This window comes from Sporosarcina sp. ANT_H38 (genome assembly GCF_008369195.1).
Lineage (GTDB): Bacteria > Bacillota > Bacilli > Bacillales_A > Planococcaceae > Sporosarcina.
In genome coordinates, this window is sequence record NZ_VOBC01000001.1 from 213,680 (window position 1) to 236,095 (window position 22,416).

Annotated in this window: 19 protein-coding genes; 15 read left to right on the forward strand and 4 right to left on the reverse strand. The window is 39.2% G+C overall.

Features of this window, described 5'->3' with window-relative positions:
- The first annotated feature begins 37 nt into the window (after window positions 1-37).
- The gene (locus tag FQ087_RS01175; protein ID WP_149578739.1) at window positions 38-946 is read left to right on the forward strand and encodes an RluA family pseudouridine synthase; all 909 of its coding nucleotides are present in this window, start codon (window positions 38-40) and stop codon (window positions 944-946) included.
- Between the two features lie 15 nt (window positions 947-961).
- A complete protein-coding gene (locus tag FQ087_RS01180; RefSeq protein WP_149578740.1) occupies window positions 962-1,747 on the forward strand; it encodes an MBL fold metallo-hydrolase in 786 nt (261 codons plus the stop codon).
- An 842-nt stretch (window positions 1,748-2,589) separates the two neighbouring features.
- Here the strand turns inward: FQ087_RS01180 and FQ087_RS01185 are convergent.
- Window positions 2,590-3,573 carry an SDR family NAD(P)-dependent oxidoreductase gene (locus tag FQ087_RS01185; RefSeq protein WP_255452109.1) on the reverse strand — a complete coding sequence of 328 codons (984 nt, stop codon included), beginning with the start codon at window positions 3,571-3,573 and terminating at the stop codon, window positions 2,590-2,592.
- Window positions 3,574-4,283: 710 nt separating this feature from the next.
- On the reverse strand, window positions 4,284-4,934 hold the full coding sequence (locus FQ087_RS01190) for a spore coat protein (protein WP_370456024.1): 651 nt from the start codon (window positions 4,932-4,934) through the stop codon (window positions 4,284-4,286).
- A 172-nt stretch (window positions 4,935-5,106) separates the two neighbouring features.
- On the opposite strand from FQ087_RS01190, the gene FQ087_RS01195 reads away from it, so the two are divergent.
- Window positions 5,107-6,393: a glycoside hydrolase family 18 protein gene (locus FQ087_RS01195; RefSeq protein WP_149578742.1), complete on the forward strand. Its 1,287-nt coding sequence runs from the start codon at window positions 5,107-5,109 to the stop codon at window positions 6,391-6,393.
- A 48-nt stretch (window positions 6,394-6,441) separates the two neighbouring features.
- Here the strand turns inward: FQ087_RS01195 and FQ087_RS22275 are convergent, their stop codons facing one another.
- Complete coding sequence (locus tag FQ087_RS22275) at window positions 6,442-6,585, reverse strand: hypothetical protein (RefSeq protein ID WP_188006602.1); 144 nt, start codon at window positions 6,583-6,585, stop codon at window positions 6,442-6,444.
- Between the two features lie 319 nt (window positions 6,586-6,904).
- On the opposite strand from FQ087_RS22275, the gene gdhA reads away from it, so the two are divergent.
- The 8 genes from gdhA to FQ087_RS01235 all read left to right on the forward strand — a co-directional run bounded on the left by gdhA (window position 6,905) and on the right by FQ087_RS01235 (window position 17,413).
- Window positions 6,905-8,287 (forward strand): NADP-specific glutamate dehydrogenase, encoded by a 1,383-nt coding sequence (gene gdhA / locus FQ087_RS01200; RefSeq protein ID WP_149578743.1) that lies wholly within the window; start codon window positions 6,905-6,907, stop codon window positions 8,285-8,287.
- Window positions 8,288-8,718: 431 nt separating this feature from the next.
- Window positions 8,719-9,930 carry an argininosuccinate synthase gene (locus FQ087_RS01205; RefSeq protein WP_149578744.1) on the forward strand — a complete coding sequence of 404 codons (1,212 nt, stop codon included), beginning with the start codon at window positions 8,719-8,721 and terminating at the stop codon, window positions 9,928-9,930.
- 243 nt (window positions 9,931-10,173) lie between these two features.
- Window positions 10,174-11,745, forward strand: coding sequence for a DUF6583 family protein (locus tag FQ087_RS01210; RefSeq protein WP_149578745.1), 1,572 nt, complete (start codon window positions 10,174-10,176; stop codon window positions 11,743-11,745).
- 48 nt (window positions 11,746-11,793) lie between these two features.
- Entirely contained in the window at window positions 11,794-12,987 is a 1,194-nt protein-coding gene (locus FQ087_RS01215; protein WP_188006603.1) for an ABC transporter permease, read from the forward strand.
- Complete coding sequence (locus FQ087_RS01220) at window positions 12,984-14,117, forward strand: ABC transporter permease (protein WP_149578747.1); 1,134 nt, start codon at window positions 12,984-12,986, stop codon at window positions 14,115-14,117. Before FQ087_RS01215 ends, FQ087_RS01220 begins: the two co-directional genes overlap by 4 nt.
- Window positions 14,110-14,784 carry an ATP-binding cassette domain-containing protein gene (locus tag FQ087_RS01225; protein WP_149578748.1) on the forward strand — a complete coding sequence of 225 codons (675 nt, stop codon included), beginning with the start codon at window positions 14,110-14,112 and terminating at the stop codon, window positions 14,782-14,784. Before FQ087_RS01220 ends, FQ087_RS01225 begins: the two co-directional genes overlap by 8 nt.
- 9 nt (window positions 14,785-14,793) lie before the next feature.
- Window positions 14,794-15,375, forward strand: a complete 582-nt coding sequence (locus FQ087_RS01230; RefSeq protein WP_255452110.1) for a YdcF family protein — start codon at window positions 14,794-14,796, stop codon at window positions 15,373-15,375.
- A gap of 379 nt (window positions 15,376-15,754) precedes the next feature.
- Window positions 15,755-17,413, forward strand: a complete 1,659-nt coding sequence (locus FQ087_RS01235) for an S-layer homology domain-containing protein (protein ID WP_149578749.1) — start codon at window positions 15,755-15,757, stop codon at window positions 17,411-17,413.
- 63 nt (window positions 17,414-17,476) lie between these two features.
- Here the strand turns inward: FQ087_RS01235 and FQ087_RS01240 are convergent, their stop codons facing one another.
- Entirely contained in the window at window positions 17,477-18,274 is a 798-nt protein-coding gene (locus tag FQ087_RS01240) for a histidinol-phosphatase HisJ family protein (RefSeq protein ID WP_149578750.1), read from the reverse strand.
- A 94-nt stretch (window positions 18,275-18,368) separates the two neighbouring features.
- Between FQ087_RS01240 and hisZ the strand changes: the two genes are divergently transcribed.
- The 4 genes from hisZ to hisB are packed head-to-tail and all read left to right on the forward strand — an operon-like array spanning window position 18,369 to window position 22,099.
- Window positions 18,369-19,601, forward strand: a complete 1,233-nt coding sequence (hisZ, locus tag FQ087_RS01245; protein WP_149578751.1) for an ATP phosphoribosyltransferase regulatory subunit — start codon at window positions 18,369-18,371, stop codon at window positions 19,599-19,601.
- 1 nt (window position 19,602) lies between these two features.
- Window positions 19,603-20,229, forward strand: a complete 627-nt coding sequence (hisG, locus tag FQ087_RS01250; protein ID WP_149578752.1) for an ATP phosphoribosyltransferase — start codon at window positions 19,603-19,605, stop codon at window positions 20,227-20,229.
- Between the two features lie 6 nt (window positions 20,230-20,235).
- On the forward strand, window positions 20,236-21,513 hold the full coding sequence (hisD, locus tag FQ087_RS01255) for a histidinol dehydrogenase (protein ID WP_149578753.1): 1,278 nt from the start codon (window positions 20,236-20,238) through the stop codon (window positions 21,511-21,513).
- 1 nt (window position 21,514) lies between these two features.
- A complete protein-coding gene (gene hisB / locus FQ087_RS01260; RefSeq protein WP_149578754.1) occupies window positions 21,515-22,099 on the forward strand; it encodes an imidazoleglycerol-phosphate dehydratase HisB in 585 nt (194 codons plus the stop codon).
- The last annotated feature ends 317 nt before the right edge of the window (window positions 22,100-22,416 follow it).

Below are 22,416 nucleotides of genomic sequence, written 5' to 3' on the forward strand. Positions count from 1 at the left end.
GAGGATAATAAGAGTTGAGAGTGAGGAGTTTATTATTATGAAAAAAAATCATAAGAATTCAGCAAGTAGAAAAGATGATATGTCCGTTTATACAGTGAAAGAACCAATGGAGTTATTACCCTTTCTATTGGAAATGATGACTAAAAGTAGCCGAAACTCAGTGAAATCTATACTGACACGTGGACAGGTTACAGTGAATGGCAAGATGGTAACGCAACATAATCATCCACTTCAAGCTGGTCAGCGTATTGAAATCCTTAAAAATCGAGCGGCAATGAAAGAGGATACGTTAGTTGGTGTAGCTATTTTGCATGAAGATGACGATATAATCGTTATTAACAAAGAAGCAGGTCTGCTATCAGTCGCTTCAAAAAATCCGGAAGATATGACAGCTTACAGACAGTTAATGAACTACGTAAAAGAAACGAATCCCCGAAGCCGAGTATATATCGTTCACCGTTTGGACAGAGACACGTCGGGTGTCATGTTATTTGCCAAAAATGAAGAGGTGAAAAATGCATTACAGGCTGCATGGAATGACGTGGTGAAAGAACGTACGTATACGGCGCTTGTTGAAGGTGTTGTTAGGAAAAAAACAGGTACAATTTCCTCATGGCTTAAGGAAAGTAAAACGTTTAAAGTGTACTCAAACCCGACTGACAATGGAGGGCAACATGCTGTAACCCATTACAAAACGCTACAATCGAATAGTAATTACACTTTACTTGAGGTTCAGCTGGAAACAGGTCGTAAAAATCAGATTCGCGTTCATATGGAAGACCTTGGCCACCCAATTGTTGGCGATAAAAAATACGGATCTAGCGTTAATCCAATCAAACGAATCGGCCTTCATGCTACGGCATTGGCACTTTTACATCCGAGTACTGGAGAACTAGTCCGATTTAAGGCGGATGTACCTTCCGCACTTATTACGAAGTCAAAATGATCGGTTGGTGTGTTCATGATAATCAAAACTTATGATGATCTTCAACAGGCAGAGATGGTGCTTTCATTTGGTAAGCAAAAAATGACCGTTTCCGTCTTTATGATAGATGGGTTATTAATTGATAGTGGTCCAGCGAAAATGAAAGCAAAACTCTTACCCTTGTTTGAACAGTGGGATATGACAAAAGTAATCTTAACGCACCATCACGAAGATCATACGGGATTGGCATATTGGCTTCAAGAAAATAAGAAGGTCCCGATTTATATTCATGAATCTGGGATTAAAGACTGTGAAAAGCATACGAAGTTGCCTTTTTATCGTAAAGTTTTTTGGGGGGAAAGAGAACCATTCCAACCGATTAAATTGGATGACATAATTGCAACAAATAACTACAACTGGGATGTCATTCATACACCTGGTCACGCGCATGATCATGTTGCGCTGTTTAATCAGGAAAAAGGTTGGATGTTTGGCGGTGATTTATATATACAACCGACTCCGAAAAGTTTGTTTGCATTTGAATCTGTTCCAGAAATTATCACATCATTAAGAAAAATATTGACGTATGATTTTGAAACGTATATTTGCTCCCATGCAGGGATCAAAGTTAAAGGCAGACAAGCAATTGAGAGGAAGTTAGATTATTTGGAGAGCGTACAACAAGAAGTTCAAACTCTTCATAATCATGGCATGACTCCGCATGCAATAAGAAAAAAACTATTTCCTAAAAGTCATCCGATGCACTACTTTTCCTTCTTTGAAAATTCACCAAATCATATCGTCAACTCGATTTTGGGATAAGGTAAAGGGATATTAAGAAGTTTATTTTGAATCCGCTTATCTTATACGAGGTACAAGTACGATAACGATTAATCCTGGCGTTATGTTGAAGAAAGTGAATTTTATGAAAGTGGAAGAAGAGAGACGGGTAGAGGTTATTCAACTTCTATCCGTCTCTCTTCGTACTTGTCTGGTTAGGTGTACGAATCTAATGATTAGTTTGATCACGCCCCTGGCTGCTACTTATATCGTTGCGCTATTGAATTGCTTTAGATTGAATGACTTCTATTACAATTACCGAGATGTCTGGATGTGTAGGGATGCGACTTTGTAGCATCCCTAGGTAATCGTATGAACGTCCTTCACCCGTTGCGCTCCAAATGCATAAGTGTACAGCGTGCTGAAGCTATTTGAGACGATAGAATAGTTGGCATTTTACCTGGAGAAAAGCCGCCAAAGATGCAATTTTGGCGACTGATGCTTTCTCTATGGTTTTTTCTTATGTATTTTAAAGAAGTGTCACTTTCTATAAGGCATCACCTGATTAGATGCGTAATCTTCGCTAACAGTATGCAAGGAATACATTGTAGACCGTGCAAGAGTGCCCGAAATTGCATCTTCGGGCACTTACACTCTCTATAGAATGCCATCTATTCTTTCCTTCCAAACAACTGCATTATTCACTTGAATATTGGGGGAACCTGACAGGCACCTATTCGCCACACTAATTTTTTCAATGAAACGGGATAAGGTAGGTGCTTTAATATGCTGTAAACGCACAAAAAGCGGGATAAGCATTTATTCCATGAGGGATCTAACACTCGTTGTAATGATTGTAGTTCCTAGTACAGGCGCATTATTAGCTATTCGTTTGTTAGTTCGGTGCTCAAATTCCATATTTTTTCAGCATTTTGACTATCGCTCGCGTATTTTGGGTAATTACTCGAACCGAAAATATTCTTCAATTGCGCAATTCCTTTTTCTTTTGTGGATGGCTGAACAATCTCTCTTTTATGGTTGATTAACTGGCCTGTAACATTGCTGAATTCATTTGAGGTGCAAATATGAAAATAGTTATCTGCCATGCCCGACGGTAAAGGATTAGTAAAATTTTGAGCCCATGCAAGCACTTTCCAAAAAGAACTTAGTTTTTTAATCGTTTCTTTTGATAATTTCACACGGTTTATCTGAAGAGCATTGACTTTAATCTCTCGGCTTTTAAATTCTTCTGCCATTTTGAATGTTAGTATCAGTAAAGCCATTTTCGAGTCTCCGTACATTTTATATACGTTATAACGCCGTGTGTTTCGGAATTCACCACGCAAATTATCGAATTCTATTTGCCTTCCCGGATCGAAGAAGTTTTTGATATTCGTCGTGCAGGCGTTAAGGATTCTAGGGTCTTGCGATTTTTCTAGATGATCTGCTAATAAATTATTTAATAAAAACGGGCCGAATGTATTAGTAGCGAAAGACAATTCGATATGTTCGGCACTAAGTTTATATTCTTTTTCACCGTAATTTAAGTAAGCGGCATTATGTATTAAGATGTCCAAATGAGGGTATTTGGCTTTAAATTCTGAGCAGAATTTACGAATAGAATCAAAAGAAGAAACATCCAACTCCATTAGATCTACGTTATAGTTGTTAGAAAGTTCTGTTATTTGAATTTGTACTACTTTACTAATTTCCATATTGCGGCAAGCCATGATAACACGATATCCTTCGCTTGCAAATCGCAGAGCTGCTGCTTTACCTATCCCTGAATTTGCTCCTGTAATAATAACGATTTTATTTTCCATGCCGATTACAAACTGCTTATCATTAATTCTCTCAGGTCTTTGCACTATGCACTATCCTCCTCGGTATAATTAAATTATACTAAATTAACTATAGTTACTATATTGATTTATTCATTAAATTATGCAAAGTGAAGAAGGGAATTTAATTTCCATGTCTGTTGATTAGTCATTTTCTTGTACAAGATTCTGATAAGGTAGGTGGAAAAGTCTTAATTTGGACTTGTAATTTCAATATTGATTGTTGCTGTGACTTCGTTAGCATATTGATGTAAAAAAATAATCCACCCTTAAGTTGAAGGCTCTAGTGCATTATTTATATTTCAACAAGTGACTGGCCCTCCCAAAGGGAATTGGCCTATTATAAGTACCGCAATGATGGACAAGCTTAGTTGCGGTCTTTTTTAACGTATCCGATATTAATTGTGATTATATCGAATATTACAATATATGTATATCTCTCAATTCAAGCTTATCAATCATCATAATAACTTAAATCGTTATTGTTTTGAAAAACTAATACGCAAATTAGGAATAGCTTCACACGAAAAAACTGTTACAATTACAAGATTTTTTGCCGTAAGAAAGTGTTGGTGATTGTATTTTATCGCTAACAGTTAGTTTGCTCGTTCCAAATTTCACTTAATAATTTGAAGTTTTAATCGGAGCTGATGTCCGGCATTACAATTATTTGGTTTGAATAAATGAAAAAATCAGGTGCTTACTAGAATTCTAGTGAGCACCTGATTTGTTTTTAATTATTGAAGATTGTTAGTGGGCATTCCCGGTTGGCCTTGTGAAGAGGCGAACGAATTCAATAATTGTTGCATATCTTGTGCGGCCAGTTGCGGCACCTGGTAATAATGGTGTTTGTTTTGGTAAATCGCCAGTTCGTAAGCCATTTCAATACAATTCGGTACAGAGTCAGCAAGTACGCGACGTACTACAGGGTTACATGTTTCCGTGGCAGCCATCGTTTTCATCGATGCTCCAGCCTTTGCGGAGCCTAGTAAAAAGCCCGAAATTATTTCATCCGATATGTCTGCGACGGATTGCATAGGTTTTTTCGGTTGAGACGGTTTCATGCCATAAACGAAATCATTTCCCTGTTTCATCTCATACCTTCCGGTGGGATGTGACGGATTAGCTCCAGTTTTGAAACATTCAACTGTAATATTATATTCGTCTAAAGTGAAGCGGTATTGGCGATCCAAAATATCAAGTAACTCAGGATCTTTGACATGTGTTCGTAATAGCATTGCTTGGTTCAGACCCGCGACGGTCCCGGATAATGCCTCGTGAACATCAAACAATTCATGACCGCCGTGATTCATCTGTTGTGGAACGCTACCTGTGTGCATGTTTTGGTGAGTTTGATCGTTCGATTGACCGGATGTGTTTTGCGTCAATGTATAAATTCCTCCTTCATAATTATTGATTTTCATCAACAATAGTATGGATGATTGAGCGGAATTTATTCGTGGGAATTGTGAAATGAAAACAATCTATGCATAATCTCCTTCTAACAAAAATAGTCTTAGGTAGAGGACATTTTTGTCAATGAAAGGCAGATGATAAAGTATGCAGATTCATGTGGTACAAAAAGGACAAAGTTTGTATGGAATAGCTCAAGCTTACGGCATCAATTATCAAGAAATTGCGCAAGCGAATGAAATACCAGATCCATCACGTATCGTTGTGGGTCAAGCGTTAGTCATTCCGATTGTTGGAAGTTATCACTGGATTCAACCAGGTCAGTCACTTTTTGTTATTGCTGAAATGTATGGTATGACAGTAAATGAACTTGCAAGAGTAAATGGAATATCACCATCGCAAAACTTGCGTGTTGGACAACGTCTTTACATTCCGCCGCAACCGAAAAAGACCGCGGAATCCTTACTCTATGTAGAGCCGAGGACGCCAGTAACTCAAGTAATGATTGACGAAGTAAGACGAAGAGTCGATGCACTGACGTACCTAGCCATGTTTAGTTACGAAGCGCAACGAGATGGATCATTGAAAGCACCCACAATCGATGACATTCCGAATATAGCGAGTGCTGCGGGAGCGGCGAACGCACTCGTTGTAAGCAATCTAGAAAACTTTGCGTTTAATCCAGATCTTGCTCATGTATTGTTTACGGATCAAGCAGCCCAAAATCGGTTATTCGGCAATCTCATTCAGGTTGCCAATGAAGTTGGTTATAAGGACATTCATTTTGATTTTGAGTTGTTATATCCAGAAGACCGTGAACTGTATAATAGTTTTCTACGAAATGCAAGGGATCGATTCCATAATGCCGGATTTACAATTTCGTCCGCGCTCGCACCTATGACGAGTGACGTCAGGACAGGGATTTACGGGGCTCATGACTATCGTGCCCACGGGGAGATTGTGGATTTCGTCTCACTCATGACTTATGAGTGGGGATATACGTACAGCGATCCTCAAGCAGTCAGTCCAATAGGTCCTGTTCGGAACGTAATCGAGTATGCTGTCAGTCAAATTCCGAGTGAAAAAATATTCTTAGGACAAAATTTATACGGTTACGATTGGTCGTCACCTTATCCGAGCCAAGGTGGATCTGCTGCTAAGGCGATAAGCCCTCAAAATGCAGTAGAACTTGCGGTTAACCGAGAAGTTGATATCCAATACGACTATGTGGCGCAGGCACCACATTTTACGTATACCGATGATACAGGCGTACGCCATGAAGTATGGTTTGAAGATGCACGTAGTATTCAAGCTAAATTTGACCTGATCAAAGAATTCAACTTACGCGGGATTATGTATTGGAAACTAGGTTTAGATTTCCCGCAAAACTGGTTGTTATTGGAGAATAACTTTAATATACGTAAAATTACGTAAAAAAAAGTGAACCGCGGTGCCATGGCACTAGCGGTTCACTTTGTTAATTTAATTGTCTTTATTGATATAATTGATGAAACTCGTTAGAATTTCTACATCTGGATTGAAAAGTAAAACTGGTAGGAAAACGAAAGTTACTATTAGCGTTACATTCGCACAGATAAATGTACGGAGTATCTTTTTAAATTTCATTGTCCTTACCTTCTTTCTCCTAGTTGTAATTTCCTGTTAACACCTGATAGCTACACTAATAAGTATATGCATCATCTATTGTTATCGGAATAACTAAATAATACTCTTTATTAAAAAGAAAGTAAATAATATAATTCCAAGTGCATAAATAAGTCGGAATAGTGTATAATTATTAATTAAACACAAAAAAAGTTGTGGAAATTCATATCTTAAGAGATAATACTAAATAATTAATTGATTTTGAAATATCATTTAGTTGAGACGGTGGGTATTTAACAGCTCCCACCTTTAACCTAGAGAAGAAAGGGATGAGTGAAAAATGACGAAGTTAAATGAATCTCACAATGATAATAAGAAAAGAGCAAATGATTACGTCCATGAAGTCTATGAATTGATCAAGAAAAGAAATCCAGATGAAAAAGAGTTTTTACAAGCAACTAGAGAAATCTTCGATTCTCTTCGCCCTGTCTTCTCCAAGCATCCCGTCTATATAACAAACGGCATTTTAGAACGTATTACGGAACCGCAACGCATCATCACTTTCCGGGTTACATGGGAGGATGATAAAGGTAAAGTTCATGTGAATCGTGGCTTCCGTGTCCAGTTCAATAGTGATCTCGGACCATATAAAGGCGGTATCCGATTCCATCCTTCCGTAAATAGCAGCATCATGAAATTTCTTGCATTTGAACAAATCTTTAAAAATGCGTTAACAGGCCAACCGATTGGTGGAGGTAAAGGTGGTTCTGACTTTGATCCTAAAGGTAAATCTGACCGCGAAATTATGCGATTCACTCAGAGCTTCGTCACGGAGTTGAGCAGATATATTGGTCCTGATACTGATGTGCCTGCAGGCGACATTGGTGTTGGTAAGAGAGAAATTGGTTATATGTTTGGGCAGTATAATCGCTTAAAAGGCGGTTACGAAGCCGGTGTATTCACAGGGAAAGATCCGAATCACGGTGGTAGCCTTGGGCGAAAAGAAGCTACAGGATATGGAACAGTCTATTTTGTTGCAGAAATGTTAAAGTCAGCCGGGCTAAGTTTTGAAGGGAAAAAAGTTGTTGTTTCAGGGTCGGGTAATGTATCTACTTATGCAATTGAAAAAGCAATACAGTTAGGTGCTACTGTCTTGGCTTGTAGTGATTCAGACGGTTATATTTATGATGAAAATGGCATCAATTTAGAAACGTTGAAGCGTTTGAAAGAAGTCGAGAACAAACGAATTTCGGAATACATCAATGAACATCCGGAAGCAAAGTATTACGAGGATTGTTCGAGAATCTGGTCAATTCCATGTGATATTGCACTTCCGTGTGCGACGCAAAATGAAATTGATGAGATAGCTGCACGTATACTGATTGCGAATGGTGTAATAGCAGTCGGAGAAGGTGCTAATATGCCTTGCACGCTTGAAGCTATGGCAGTTTTCCATGAGCATAAGACTTTATTCGGTCCGGCGAAGGCCGCAAATGCAGGAGGGGTAGCGGTATCAGCGATGGAAATGTCTCAAAATAGCATGCGCCTTTCTTGGACAGTCGAAGAGGTTGATGAAAGACTTCAAACTGTCATGAAAAATATCTATACGAGCTGTATGGATGCAGCTGAAGCATATGGACATCCCGGTAACCTCGTAATGGGGGCAAACATTGCTGGATTTTTGAAAGTAGCAGATGCAATGGTAGCTCATGGTCTTAGTTAAGTCTATGAAAATCCCGTAAAAAGAGTACACAGACTAAAAATTGTGTACTCTTTTTCTGTCGTCTAAACTAGTGGGGCATCTTCGTTAGTTACCGCAGGACCTTTGAATGGGACGCTACCTCATTATTATAGAGTTAAGTTTTGTAATACGTATCTGTACACGTAAGTTGCCCTAAGGGCTGAAGCGGCCAGTCGCGGTCGTAATTCAACTGGCTCAACAGTTGTTAGTAACTGGCGCTAGGGAAGGTGTTTGAACTCAGCGCAGGTGCCTTACAGGGGTAGCCGAAGCGTTATTCAATGTAATAACTAATTCATACAACCTATATAGAAAAAAACTTTCAGCAAAACTATTGCGTTAATTTGATAATGTGCTATTATAAAAATACATAGTGATGCATAAACATACAAAAAGGTGATTGGAAGGGGATTTTAATTATGACTAAGAAAAAAGTTGTTTTAGCATATTCAGGTGGACTAGATACTTCTGTGGCGGTACAGTGGCTAACAGAACAAGGGTACGAAGTAGTTGCGGTTTGTCTTGATGTCGGAGAAGGCAAAGACTTGGACTTCATTCAGGCAAAAGCGTTACAGGTTGGGGCTGTAAATAGCTATGTAATTGATGCGAAAGAGGAATTCGCACAGGAGTATGCGTTGCTTTCTCTTCAAGCTCAAACTTATTATGAAAACAAATATCCACTTGTATCGGCACTTTCACGTCCGTTGATTTCGAAAAAACTCGTTGAAGTGGCGCATAAAGAAAATGCTACGGCAGTGGCGCACGGCTGTACAGGAAAAGGGAATGACCAAGTACGTTTCGAAGTGGCAATTAAAGCATTGGATCCGTCGTTAGAAGTAATCGCTCCAGTTCGTGAGTGGAGTTGGTCGCGTGAAGAAGAAATTGCTTACGCGAAAGAAAAGAATATACCGATTCCAATTGATTTGGAAAGTCCATATTCCGTCGACCAAAACTTATGGGGTCGTGCTAATGAGTGTGGAATCTTGGAAGATCCATGGGCGGCACCACCTGAAGAAGCTTTCGGTCTTACGGTTTCAATCGAAAATGCTCCGGATACGCCAGACGTCATTGAAATTGATTTCCTAAAAGGTGTGCCAGTCAGTATAGATGGTCAGAAATATCCACTAAGTGATCTAATTATGAAACTGAATGATATTGGTGGGAAACACGGAGTGGGAAGAATAGATCATGTGGAAAACCGTCTCGTTGGGATCAAATCACGTGAAGTGTACGAATGTCCAGGAGCAATTATATTGTTGAAAGCTCATAAGGAATTGGAAGATCTTACACTCGTCAAGGAATTGGCCCATTTCAAACCGATTATTTCACAAAAATTAAGCGAGTTAATCTATAACGGCCTTTGGTTCTCGCCACTTAGGGACGCATTGGAAGCATTTATTAAAGAAACACAGCAGTACGTGAATGGGACAGTGCGCGTGAAGTTGTTCAAGGGGCACGCACTTGTTGAAGGCAGAAAGTCAGCGAATTCACTTTACGACATGAACTTGGCAACGTATACCTCTGATGACTCGTTTGACCAATCTGCAGCGGTTGGGTTCATCAAGCTTTGGGGATTACCTACAGAAGTTCACAGCATGGTAAACAAGAAGCAAACAGTTGAAAAATAAATGATATCAATTCAAGAACCATCTACTAGTTAAAAGTAGATGGTTCTTTGAATTGTATGATTCCTTTGTTGTAGAAGATTACACTAGTTAGATATTATCAATTGTTTACGAAAGGTGAATTTTTCCAATTTTTTTTTGAGTAAAGACATAGACTGTGATAGTATGAAAAAATGTGAATATGAAAAAAATTCAACTTTAACTAAACATTTCTAGTACAAGAGTAAATGTAAGGAGGAGAATACGATGGAAGAAACAGTAGTGAAGAAAAAATCGCCAATGTTGTTAGTTATTATAATCTTAACTGCATTACTCATTGTAGGTGGGAGTGTATCGGCATTTTTCTTGGTGAATAAATCACCGAAAGTACAATACTTTTTAGCTGAAGCCGAAACGTTTAAACAAATGCGGGCTATCTTTGAAGACCGTTACAAGGACGAACTAAAATGGTTAGAAGTTCAACAAGAAAAACCGGTTGAAACGAATTTTGACCTGTCAGGAGAATGGAATGATCCATCTGTTGACTATGAGATGCAGGAGATTCAAAGCATCGTAAACAATGCTAAAATAGCCAGTAAACAAGTTTATGATCCTGTTAAGAAAGAGATAGAAGTGGATCTTAGGGGTGAACTGGGTAGTATGGAAATGAATTTTGGTTCACTTTTTATGACAACAGAGAAACTGGTGGCTTCATTACCTTTCCTCGATGAATTAGTTCGCTTTGATGACGAAGATTTCGGGAAGATAATGAGAGAGTACGATGAAGAGTACGATGGTAATGAAAATCTGGGTTTATCCCAGTTATTTGAAGATGGTTTTTCGATGTCAGAAGAATCTCGAACATATATAGAAAAAGAGTATCTCGAGTATCTCTTTAAAGCGATTCCTGAAGAAGCATTTACGAGTGAAAAAGAAGTAATTACAGTGTTTGATAAAAAAGTGAAATCAAAAAAGGTCAAGATGGATCTTACAGAACAACAACTTAAAACGTTACTGAAAGATTTATTGGAAAAAGCAAAAACAGACGAAAAACTTAAAGTTATACTGGAAGATCAACTGGCACTCTCTTCTTTTGCTGGAGATACTTCTAGCAATGACATTGCAACAATAATGGATAGTTTTGAAGAGGGTCTCGATGAGGCGATTAAGGCAGTGGATTCTATAAAGCTTTCTAACGGGTTGCAATCGACAATATGGCACCATTCAAACAAAATTGTGAAACGCGAATTCGCAATGGGTGTTGGAGAAAATAAGACTGATGTGGATACATTACTGATTAGTGGAACTCAATTGCTAGAGAAGGCAGATCAGAAGTGGGACTTCACATTTGGTATAGAAGATTCCTTCGGTGATGAAAACTTTGTGGGTATTAATGGCGATTTAAGTTGGGCAGATCAAAAAGTCGATGATTCTATTACGCTTTCGATGGATGATACTAAGTTTATCTATAAAGGAAAAGAAGAACTGAAAGATAAGAAGCGAACGTTTACTCGTTCATTTGGCTTTACAGATGGGGATGTGAATCCTGCGGTAATTTGGAAAGGCAGTGCCACATATGAAAGTGATTCAATGAAAGCGAATCATGACTTTACTTTCAGTGAAGAATCAATAGGTGATAATATGTTCAATTTACAAGTAAAGCAAAAAGGAAAAGTTGTAAAAAAAGTAGATATGCCAGTTGAAACAAAAGATACAGTGAATATAGGTGAAATGAATAGGGATGAATTTGACTCATTCTCCGAAGAAAGCATGATGAAAGTTCAAGACTGGATGTTCGGATTTATGGAAGAATTACAAGGTGAAATAGACGAATTTTAAAGAATGGAAGTGACTATTTTGCTGTCCGTTAGAAGAATAGTTTTTTTCATGCGTCAATATAATAAGCAGTTGAAGAAGAAGTGTGTAACACTTCTTCTTCTTTTTATCTTTCCGATTGTTTTGATATGCCTACTGTTAGGTCTGATGGTTGGTTTACTGCTACCTAAAGAAGATTCACCAATCCGAGTGGCTCTGGTTGATGAAGACCAGACGACTGAAACGATATTGTTCAGTGGGCTACTGGAAGAAACAGCCTCGGGCAATCAATTCATTCAAATTGTAACGATAACGAAGGACAATGCCGAAAAACTGATGGAGCAAAATGAAATCAGTTCCTATTTTACGTTTCCTAATGGGTTTACAGAGGATTTGTATGAAGGAACGTCTGTCATAATCCCGATTGTCGGTAATTCGTCGCGTCCAACAGATAGTTTTCTAGTGAAAGAGTTAGTGGAAAGTATGATGCGTTACATTGCTGTGGCTCAGTCGAATATTCTGACCATCAATGACTACGCAAAGAAAACAGAAATGCCGAAACAGGAACGTCAAGAAATGATGTTGCAACAGTTTATGGACTTCAGTTTGTACACCCTTGGAAAAGATAAGATACTTGATGAAGAAGTTATTACAAATATGGCGACGTCCTCTCCGACTCACTATTACGTATTATCCGGCTGGTTTATAGCGGTGACAGTTTGGCTTTTTGCTATCTATACTGTTTTAGGGAAAGAGGAGCATTCCTCGATGCTAATTCGGATGAAATTATTCGGTGTCACCATATGGCAACGTATTTTTGCACGAATCCTTGTCTCTATGGGATATAGCTTTCTTATTTCGGCAGGAGCATTTTTTATTGCAGATAAGCTAGTTGGGTTTGAGTTGTTTGCTGTAGATTATCTACGGTTTAGTTTGTTTTCGATTCTTTATGCGCTGTTATTTTTAGTCGGTATAGCACTCCTCGATGTTTGGATTTCATCCCAGAAGGTTGTTCTTTTATTACAAAGTCTTTATACATTTTTAATGGTTTTCACAAGTGGTGCAGTTATTCCTACCTTATACTTTCCGCAAGAAATTCAGGGGGTCTTACCGTATATCTTTTCACATATTAGTTTAAATTGGATGATTGATATCGTGCTAGAAGGGCGAAGTTATGCGAACTTCACAACGCTGATTGTCCTTACTGTTATCGGATTACTCCTGCTTTGGCTATCAACAGTCGGAAAAGAGAGGTGGATTCGATGAAGAATATAGTGTACACCCGCACGATTCGCTTGAAGAAGGAATGGAAAAGTCTTATATGCTGGCTGTTTCTCCCTGTCTTTATGACAGTGCTAATCATGCAGGGGGTTAAGACTTGGCATGAGGAGACTAAAGTGCCGATAGCGCTTGTCGTTGAAGAACAAACTGAAATGGCAGCTCGTCTAGTTGAAGATATCGCAAGTACGGAGCTTCTCCATATCCAGTTCATGTCTTTGGATGAAGCACTATATAAACTCGAACAACATGAGTTAGATAGTGTTTTTGTTATTCGCGAGGGCTATGAGGACAATATACTGACGAGCAGGAGAAATCAGCTTATCGAGGCTTATTCTTCCAATCGTTCTTTCGCATATCAGGCGAGCGTCGAAACGATTACGTCCTATGCTCAACAAGATGCGGCCCGTTCAAAAGCAGCTTTCGTCATCAAACAACTATTCTCAGACTATGGTATGGAAGATGAATGGAATTATGAAGAGATTATTGATAGTAGTCGTGAGAGACAACAAAACGAAGCGCTACTTCAATCGGATTTTTCCTATTATGATAAGGATAATACGGCTGAAGAGCAGACGTTACCGCTACTGAAAGCGTGGGGTGTTTGGGCTTTCTTCGCAATCATTACGGTGTTTTTCCTGTTTGACTGGATGCTAAAGGAAAGTCGACCATCGATGCGTCAGCGCTGGTTATTCACGGGAATCTCTTTTAAAAAGTATGCGTTAGGATCGCTATTGCTCTTTACAGCTATCATTTATTTTATGGATATTGTCACGGCGTTCACCTTCTCATTAGTCTTTCAGGAGGTATTGACAAGCCGAGTTCTATTTTCACTTTTTACATTCCGGTTGTCGATAAATCTACTTGCCTTTCTACTTGCGAGTGCCTACAAGCAATTGTTTATGTATTATTTAAGCGGTCTGGCGATAGGGCTACTTCTGATTGTAGTCGGGGGGGCAATCATACCGATGGATGGGCTAACGGGGAAATGGCCGTGGATTGCAGAACTCAGTCCGGTCCAATCGTTACTGAGCGGGACGATACCGCTACTATGGCTTTGCGCTTTAGCTGTTCTGCTAGCTATGTGGATGTGGAAAGGAGCTAAGGAAAATGCTTAATGTGAACGAACTTCAGAAAAAGTATAAAGAAAAAGCTGTTTTAGAAAATGTATCTTTTCAAATGAAGCCTGGAGAAATTGTAGGTCTTGTTGGGGAAAATGGTGCAGGTAAATCGACATTGCTTCAACTATTGGCAACAGTAATGAAGCCGACACAAGGTGATATTCAATTAGGTGATCTTTCCTATGTGAGTAATGTGAAGGAAATAAGGCGGGAAATCGGTTATGTCCCCCAAGAAATAGCGATTTGGGAAGAATTCACGGTAGAAGAAAATATGCTGTTTTTTGAAAAGCTATCGTGGAAAAAACGTACAAAGGAGGAATGCCGCCAACTTTGTTTGGACATGCAATTAACGCATTGGAAGGAAGGGGTTCAGTCATTATCAGGCGGTATGAAACGGAAATTGAACTTAGCGATAAGCCTGCTTCATAATCCAGTTTTACTGTTGTTAGATGAACCTACAGTCGGTATCGATCTTAAATCCAAAATGGAGATTGGTTCGTATTTGCGTAATTTAGCTAAAAATGAAGGGAAAATGATTATGTACATATCACATGATATGGACGAAATCACTACTGTTTGCGATCGAGTTTATTCGATAGGAAAAGATCCGTTTTACATGGACTTATTAACGAAGAATGAAATTTCAGTAGAACAGTTGAAATGAGTGGATGAATTGAAAAAGTCGAAGAAAATAGCTGTAGCTTGTGTTATTGCAATTGCTGTTTCTAGTCTATTCTTGTGGTGGCTAACAGGGAAATGGATGGACGAAGGATTAGATCCAGTAGCAGATGGCACGAATGATTATGCAATTATACTCGGTGCTAAAGTGAAAAGAGATGCTCTTTCGCTGTCTTTGCAGTATCGCTTAAATGCTGCGCTAGAATACGCCAATGAACATCCTCATGTGACAATGATCTTATCTGGCGGGCAAGGCCCGGATGAGCATATTAGCGAAGCGGAAGCGATGAGCAGGTTTTTAACAGAGAATGGTATTGCTGCGGAGCGGCTTATACTTGAAGATGTGTCCACTTCGACATATGAAAATATTCTTTTCTCGAAAGAGTTTCTGCCGACTGAGACAACATCAGTAACGATAATCACAAGTGATTATCATCTAGCAAGAGCACGAAAACTCGCGGCTAGCCTTGATCTTGAGTCTGATGCAGTGTCGGCCGAGACCCCGAAAGTGGTAGCGGCAAAATTGGTTTTGCGGGAGCGTATTGCACTTGTGAAAACGTATATTGTAGGAAAATAACCACGCATTCTCCTTTACTGGGAAGATGCGTTTTTTTAAAACTTTCGAAGGATCATATTATTGTTCAATGACAATACCATTTAACGAATACTATCATCACTTGTCGAATTAATAGATTATACATTGAAGTGTTTAATAGTGAATATAAACCAGCATAAACGTCTAACAAGGATAACCGAAGCTGTAAGCCAGGTGGCGAAGCTACCTGGCTTATAGCAAGAGGCATCCCCGAGGAAGGATGTAGTTCAATTCTTCCCTAAGCGCCGAAGTGTTATTCAATGAAATAATTCTTACCCACTTTATTTTGAGGGAAGCTGTAAAGGAAGTAGTTTGCGAAGGAAAGAGATTTATTAAATCCTAAAATAGGAGGCGTGTTATTGTGAAAACGAAGTTCAAAAGGCGATTGATTTTTGTGGTTGTACTTATGATCCAAATGGTTATTGTGCCGTATCACTTTTCAGCTGATGAAATAGATACAAGTGCTCCATCTTGGACACTACCAATTGATTATCTCGCTATAGGTGATTCTTTGGCAGCAGGTGTTACTCCAAACAATGAGTTAGGGAAAGGCTATGCGGATTTTTTAGCTGAGTCAATTCATGAGATAGGGGCTTTAAAGTCGTTTAACAAAGGGTTCTCATATCCAGGGTATAAAACAACAGACGTTTTAAATGATATTCAACAGAATGTCACAAGGGATGTCTACGGCATTGGCTTTGAAGAGAAGACAGTCAAACTTCAGCAGTCCATCAAAGATACAGAAGTTATCACAATTAGCGCTGGAGCAAATGATATTTTACCACTATTTAAACAAGATCCGACCACAGGTAAGGCCAGCATTAATCAGAAAATGGCGTTGACGACGCTCCAACAAGTTGGTATAAATTACAAATCAATTATGGCTCAAATCAACCAAATCAATCCTGATGCGCAGGTGTATGTCATGGGTTATTATAATCCGTTTCCTTATATGTCTGAAGAAGTGCAGCCATTGCTCAAACAGTTACTAGATATGCTGAATAAAGCCATTGCAACAGGGGTAGAGGGGACGCAAGCAATCTTCGTACCGACAGGTGATATAATTGCGTCAAACTACAAGACCTACCTTCCGAATCCGGAAAATATCCATTTGAGTGAAGCTGGATATAAAAAAGTGACTGAGCAATTTTGGATGAACATGCAAACAGCTAATCCATGGACTACGGCAGGCAGTCTCGTCGCTGATACGACGGACACAAATTCGGTGAACTTAAACTGGCAACCAGCGAGTGATAATAGAGCCGTAACGAGCTATGAGCTTTATAATGGAAAAGAAAAAGTGGCGACGGTAAAAGGAGATATCTACACTTATAAAGTCGAAAACCTTACAAGGAATACAACGCATGTCCTATCAATAGTAGCGGTAGATCAAGCTGGAAACAAAAGTACTCAAAATCCAACCGTCAATGTTACGACAAATGGTTCTACTGTAACACCAATTCCAACACCAACATTGTTTACAGATATTGCTGATCACGGTTTAAAAAACTATATTGAACAAGCAGCGGTAGCTGGAATCATTGGTGGCTATGCGGATGGAACATTCAAACCGAACCAAAACTTAACACGAGTGCAGGCTGCTACAATAATTGTACGTGCATTAGATTTGAAAACAGATGAAGTAGCTCCATTTGGCGATATTAGTAATTATGCAGATAAAACCAAAGCTGACATTAATGCTGCATTTAAATATGGAATTATTAAAGGAGAAAAAGGTAACTTTAATCCAACTGATTTAGTAACGCATGCACAATTAGCATTAATGATTGAACGCGCATATGGAAGCGTAACTGGAAAGGCGTATAAGGCCTCTACTCAAGCACCTTATTCCGATTTCGGAAGCTATAATGCGGAAGTAGTAAATGCTATTTCAATGCTTCATGAATTAAATGTTGTATCTGGGTTCGAAGGCAAATTCATGCCAAGCAGCTCAACTACACGTGCACAAGCTGCAAAAATGGTTGTTAATTTCATCTCGATTATTAAACAAGCAGAGTAATAAAATGAAAAAACGGTCCGGTATGCCTCTAATAAGTAGATGCGTACAGGACCGTTTTTTAGTTTACACCAAATTGTTAATTGAGTGAAAAGTTGGTTTTTTATTGTCGAATGTAGTGATATACTTGAATCCAATAGACTGTAGCAATTGCAGTGAGCCGTTGAATTGATACGCGATGTCTTCGGGATTATGTGCATCGGAACCGAGTGTAATAATTTCGCCTCCGCATTGTTTATAAAGTTTCAAGATATCATCACTAGGCATGCCGTTTGTCAATCCGTAGCGGACGCCGGAAGTATTCAACTCAATTCCTTTGCCCTCCGGAATTATAACATTGAAAATAGCTGTCAATTCATTATGAAAAGGATTAGCACACGTTTTTTGTGCGTACCTTTTTACGAGGTCAACATGACCAAGAATATTAAATTGTTTATAGTTTTTTACACAGTATAATAACTCTGAATAATAAATACCATAAGCTTCCTCTATTGTTTTATTCTCGAAAAACTCTCCGTAATGCAATCCTTTTTTCTCGGCGGTATGCATGGAGCAGATGACGAAATCGAATGATTCCTTATCCATAAGCTCTTCATATCTGGTTAGTATATGGGGTTGTACACCGATTTCAACGCCTTTTTTAATGCGAATAAGTCCCTCATATTTCTCCTGCAACTCTATTATTTTTCTTGTATAATCCTTTTTATCAAAGTCAAAAATAATTGTATCATCAGGATATTCATAGTCGATATGTTCAGTAAAACAAATTTCAGTCAATCCTTTTTGAATTGCTCCATCAATCATATCTTCCATTGAAAACTGGCAATCTGCTGAGAACGAACTGTGCATGTGATAATCGAACATTGATATCATTCCTCCTATTGACATTTCATTGGTATACCTTTATAGTACTAAATAACTTTAGTCTAGTAAAGCGATAAAGCAAGGGGTGTAGGAAATGGTTAGAAATGAAGTGTATCCTGATCGAATGTTAAGTGATAATGATAAGTTTGAAAGAATTATTAAAACAATCAATAAGCGCTTTTCCACATACGGCTATAAACGCATTAAAACGTCTGCTTTCGAACAATATGACTTGTATTCAAAAGTGAAAAGCTCGATCAACCAAAATGAAATGATTAAAGTAATCGATTATTCAGGGCAAGTACTAGTATTGCGGCCCGATGTTACGATTCCAATCACAAAGGAACTGCTGCAAAACTCCTCGGAACTTTCAAGGGAACTTCGATACTTTTATGTACAAGAAGTATTCCGTCAGGCGTTTGATAAAAATGAAAGCATCGAACGTACGCAAGCAGGTATTGAATATTTTTGCAATAGTTCTCCTGAGGCGGATGCTGAAGTAATTGCACTAGCTTGTCACTTAATGAAAGATTTAGGATTCAATGATATTAAAATTGAACTGGGTCATGCTGGATTTTTCAATGAAATTGTTCAGAACCTACCACTTACTGCGCAGCAAACGGATCAATTGAGGTCCTTGATACAAGCGAAAAACGCTGTGGAAATCGGTCCTTTTCTTCAAAATTTGGACATTGACAATGAAGTGAGAGAAGTAATTGAACGGATTCCGTTTCTATATGGTAACCCAGTTGATGTGAGTGCACGAACATCAGGAATCGCCTTAACTGAAAAAATGCAAGAAACGCTCGATTACCTAATGGGTGTCTTTAACATATTGAAGATGTACGGATTGGAACAGTATATCGTCATGGATTTGGGACTGATTAATCATATGGGCTATTACTCTGGCATAATTTTTCAAGGGTATGTCGAGAAGTTTGGAAAACCAGTTTTAATGGGTGGGCGCTATGATGAGTTAGGAAACGAGTTTGGTGCTGAATTACCGGCTATTGGTTTTGCATGTGAAATTGAATCGTTAGTAAAAGCGGCAGGTAGCAGGGAAGTTACTTCTCGCTTTCCAATAGACGTCAAAATCACATATGCAGATAGTCAATTGGAACAGGCAATTGCCATTGCGAATGAATTGCGGGAACGGAATTATAGTGTGCTTTCATTTTCAGAGCATAAGGAACAAATCGATCCTCGACAGAGTATTTACTCGATACGTTTGGAGAAAGAAAATAATTCATTGCTGTATAAGGATAAAGATACACCATTTTCGGATTTAAAAGAGTTACTGGAATTACTTGTAGGAGGACTGAACTGAAATGACACATCTCACGATCGCCATGGCGAAGGGGCGTACTGCTGACAAAGCATTAACGTTCTTTGAAAAAGCAGGCATCCATTTTTCAGACTTTCATGATGAAAGCAGGAAGCTTGTGCTATATGATGATGAAAATAATGTGAAACTTATTTTTGTGAAAGCTGTAGATGTCACGACTTACGTTGAAAAAGGGGCAGCAGACATCGGGATTGTCGGCAAAGATACGATTATGGAAGATCCAGTCGATGTCTATGAACTGCTGGATCTTGGAATAGGAAAGTGTCAGCTGGTTGTTGCTGGTTTTCCAGAGAAACAATTTCCAAGCAGTGAATTGCTGACAGTCGCTTCAAAATATCCAGCAGTGACGAAAGTATATTTTGACAGTAAAGGCATTCGTATTGAAATCATCAAGTTGAATGGTTCAATCGAATTGGCTCCGCTTATTGGTATGGCAGATGTCATCGTCGATATTGTGGAATCCGGCAAGACGCTTAAGGAAAATGGACTGGTCGTTTTAAAAACAATTGCTGATGTAAGTACACGATTGATTGTTAATAAAGCGAGTTATGCGACTAGAACAAATCAGATTCAAAAACTCATCTCGGATTTAAAAGCCGTATTGGAGTGATAATTAATGAAAATCATAACGTTGGAAAAATATAGAGTAGAAAAAAATCAGCAAATAACAGTACAAACAAATGCATTTGAAATTGATCAAATTGTACTTGGAATTATCGGAAGAGTCCGTGAAGAGGGTGATCGGGCATTACTAAGCTATACGGAACAATTTGACGGTGTTCAACTGGATAATTTGATTGTCACTGCTGAAGAGTTCTCAGAGGCGCGGACGTTGATAACAGATGAGTTCTTGTATGCGCTACGAAAAGCAAAGCAGAATATTACTGCATTCCACGAAGTTCAAAAAGAGCAGTCATGGTTTGTCAATCAAGAAAAAGGAATTGTTCTTGGCCAGAAAGTGACTCCTTTAGACAGTGTCGGTATATACGTACCTGGTGGAAAAGCGGCTTATCCTTCGACAGTTCTCATGAATGCTATTCCAGCAAAAATTGCGGGTGTCGGACGGATTGCAATGGTGACACCGCCTCAAGTGGATGGCAAAGTGAATCCACACGTACTTGTAGCAGCGCAAGAAGCTGGAGTCGATATCGTTTACAAAATTGGTGGTGCACAAGCGATTGCGGCATTAGCATATGGAACAGAAACGGTTAAAAAAGTAGTGAAAATCACAGGCCCCGGGAATGCATTTGTAGCACGAGCAAAAAAGTGGGTGTTTGGTGATGTAGCAATCGATATGATTGCAGGACCGAGTGAAATTTGTATTGTGGCTGACGATAGCGCTGTTCCGAAGTTTGTTGCTGCCGATCTGTTATCGCAAGCGGAGCATGATGAACGTGCAACAGCAATTTGTTTGACGACCAGCAAATCATTTGCCGAAGCACTTCAAAAAGAAGTGATAAAGCAAATCAAAAAAGCGGATCGTAAGGGGATTATCGAAGTTTCTATCACTGATAATGGACGTATTATCTTGGTTGATTCATTGGAGGAGGCTTACGACTTCGTCAATAAGCTAGCGCCGGAACATTTGCAACTAATGGTGGAAAACCCGATGGAGCAATTATCGTACATTCACAATGCTGGAGCAATCTTCTTGGGGAACTTTTCACCTGAAGCATTGGGCGATTATATGGCGGGTCCGAATCATACATTGCCAACGAGCGGAACATCGGCATTTTCCTCGCCGCTCGGTGTCTATGACTTCATGAAAAAAACGAGCATAATCCATTATTCAGAACAAGCATTGCACGACGTTGCAGACGATATTATTACAATTGCGAATGCTGAAGGCTTAACGGCACACGCAAGTTCTATTCTTGTAAGGAGGGATGATTAGGATGCGCAGTAAATCGATTTCAAGGCAGACCGCAGAAACCAAGATTAATTTGGATTTTTTGATTGATGGAAGTGGAAAAACGAATATCAAAACAGGCGTTGGATTTTTTGATCATATGCTGACATTATTTACGAATCATGGTCGATTTGATTTGACGGTTGAATGTGATGGAGACATCGAAGTTGACCAGCATCACTCCGTCGAAGATATCGGAATCGTATTAGGACAAGCGTTCTATGAAAGTATTGGATCAAAGGAAGGCATTGAACGCTATGCAACGGTGTCAACACCGATGGATGAAGCGTTATCAACAGTTTCAATTGATATTAGCGGACGTCCATTTTTCGTTTATAACGTAGAGGGTTTGAAAGATAAAGTAGGGGAGTTCGATACCGAGCTCGTCGAGGAGTTTTTCCAAGCATTCACAAGTCATGCCAAAGTGACATTGCATATCAATTTACAGTACGGGAAAAACAGTCACCATATCATCGAATCAATTTTCAAAGGATTCGGACGTGCATTGCGCGTAGCAAGTACAATTAATCCGGATGTAAAGGGTGTTCCGTCAACGAAGGGAATTCTATAAGAATATTTTTGGGTGCGGTTACTGCTCAAATACGTGTATGTACTAAGCGAAGGCGCCTAACAAGGGGTAGCCGAAGCAATAAGACTGGCAGCGAAGCTGCATGGCTTATAGCGGGAGGCATCCCCAAGCGCCGCAGCGGATTCGGTGGAATACTTTATGTCCTATATGCTCCTAGAGACTTGTTTTATCTATGAAAACAAAGCGAAGGCGCCTAACAGGGGTAGCCGAAGCTGCATGGCTTATAGCGGGAGGCATCCCCAAGCGCCGCAGCGGATTCGGTGGAATACTATATGTCCTATTTGCTCCTAGAGACTTGT

What these genes read in the sequence shown, in the direction of transcription:
- FQ087_RS01225 (WP_149578748.1), top strand. Translation starts at nt 14,110, where the DNA reads ATGCTTAATGTGAACGAACTTCAGAAAAAGTATAAAGAAAAAGCTGTT.
- gdhA (WP_149578743.1), top strand. Translation starts at nt 6,905, where the DNA reads ATGACGAAGTTAAATGAATCTCACAATGATAATAAGAAAAGAGCAAAT.
- hisB (WP_149578754.1), top strand. Translation starts at nt 21,515, where the DNA reads ATGCGCAGTAAATCGATTTCAAGGCAGACCGCAGAAACCAAGATTAAT.
- FQ087_RS01215 (WP_188006603.1), top strand. Translation starts at nt 11,794, where the DNA reads ATGCGTCAATATAATAAGCAGTTGAAGAAGAAGTGTGTAACACTTCTT.
- FQ087_RS01240 (WP_149578750.1), bottom strand. Translation starts at nt 18,274, where the DNA reads ATGTTCGATTATCACATGCACAGTTCGTTCTCAGCAGATTGCCAGTTT.
- FQ087_RS22275 (WP_188006602.1), bottom strand. Translation starts at nt 6,585, where the DNA reads ATGAAATTTAAAAAGATACTCCGTACATTTATCTGTGCGAATGTAACG.
- FQ087_RS01210 (WP_149578745.1), top strand. Translation starts at nt 10,174, where the DNA reads ATGGAAGAAACAGTAGTGAAGAAAAAATCGCCAATGTTGTTAGTTATT.
- hisD (WP_149578753.1), top strand. Translation starts at nt 20,236, where the DNA reads ATGAAAATCATAACGTTGGAAAAATATAGAGTAGAAAAAAATCAGCAA.
- FQ087_RS01180 (WP_149578740.1), top strand. Translation starts at nt 962, where the DNA reads ATGATAATCAAAACTTATGATGATCTTCAACAGGCAGAGATGGTGCTT.
- FQ087_RS01175 (WP_149578739.1), top strand. Translation starts at nt 38, where the DNA reads ATGAAAAAAAATCATAAGAATTCAGCAAGTAGAAAAGATGATATGTCC.
- hisZ (WP_149578751.1), top strand. Translation starts at nt 18,369, where the DNA reads ATGGTTAGAAATGAAGTGTATCCTGATCGAATGTTAAGTGATAATGAT.
- FQ087_RS01195 (WP_149578742.1), top strand. Translation starts at nt 5,107, where the DNA reads ATGCAGATTCATGTGGTACAAAAAGGACAAAGTTTGTATGGAATAGCT.
- hisG (WP_149578752.1), top strand. Translation starts at nt 19,603, where the DNA reads ATGACACATCTCACGATCGCCATGGCGAAGGGGCGTACTGCTGACAAA.
- FQ087_RS01220 (WP_149578747.1), top strand. Translation starts at nt 12,984, where the DNA reads ATGAAGAATATAGTGTACACCCGCACGATTCGCTTGAAGAAGGAATGG.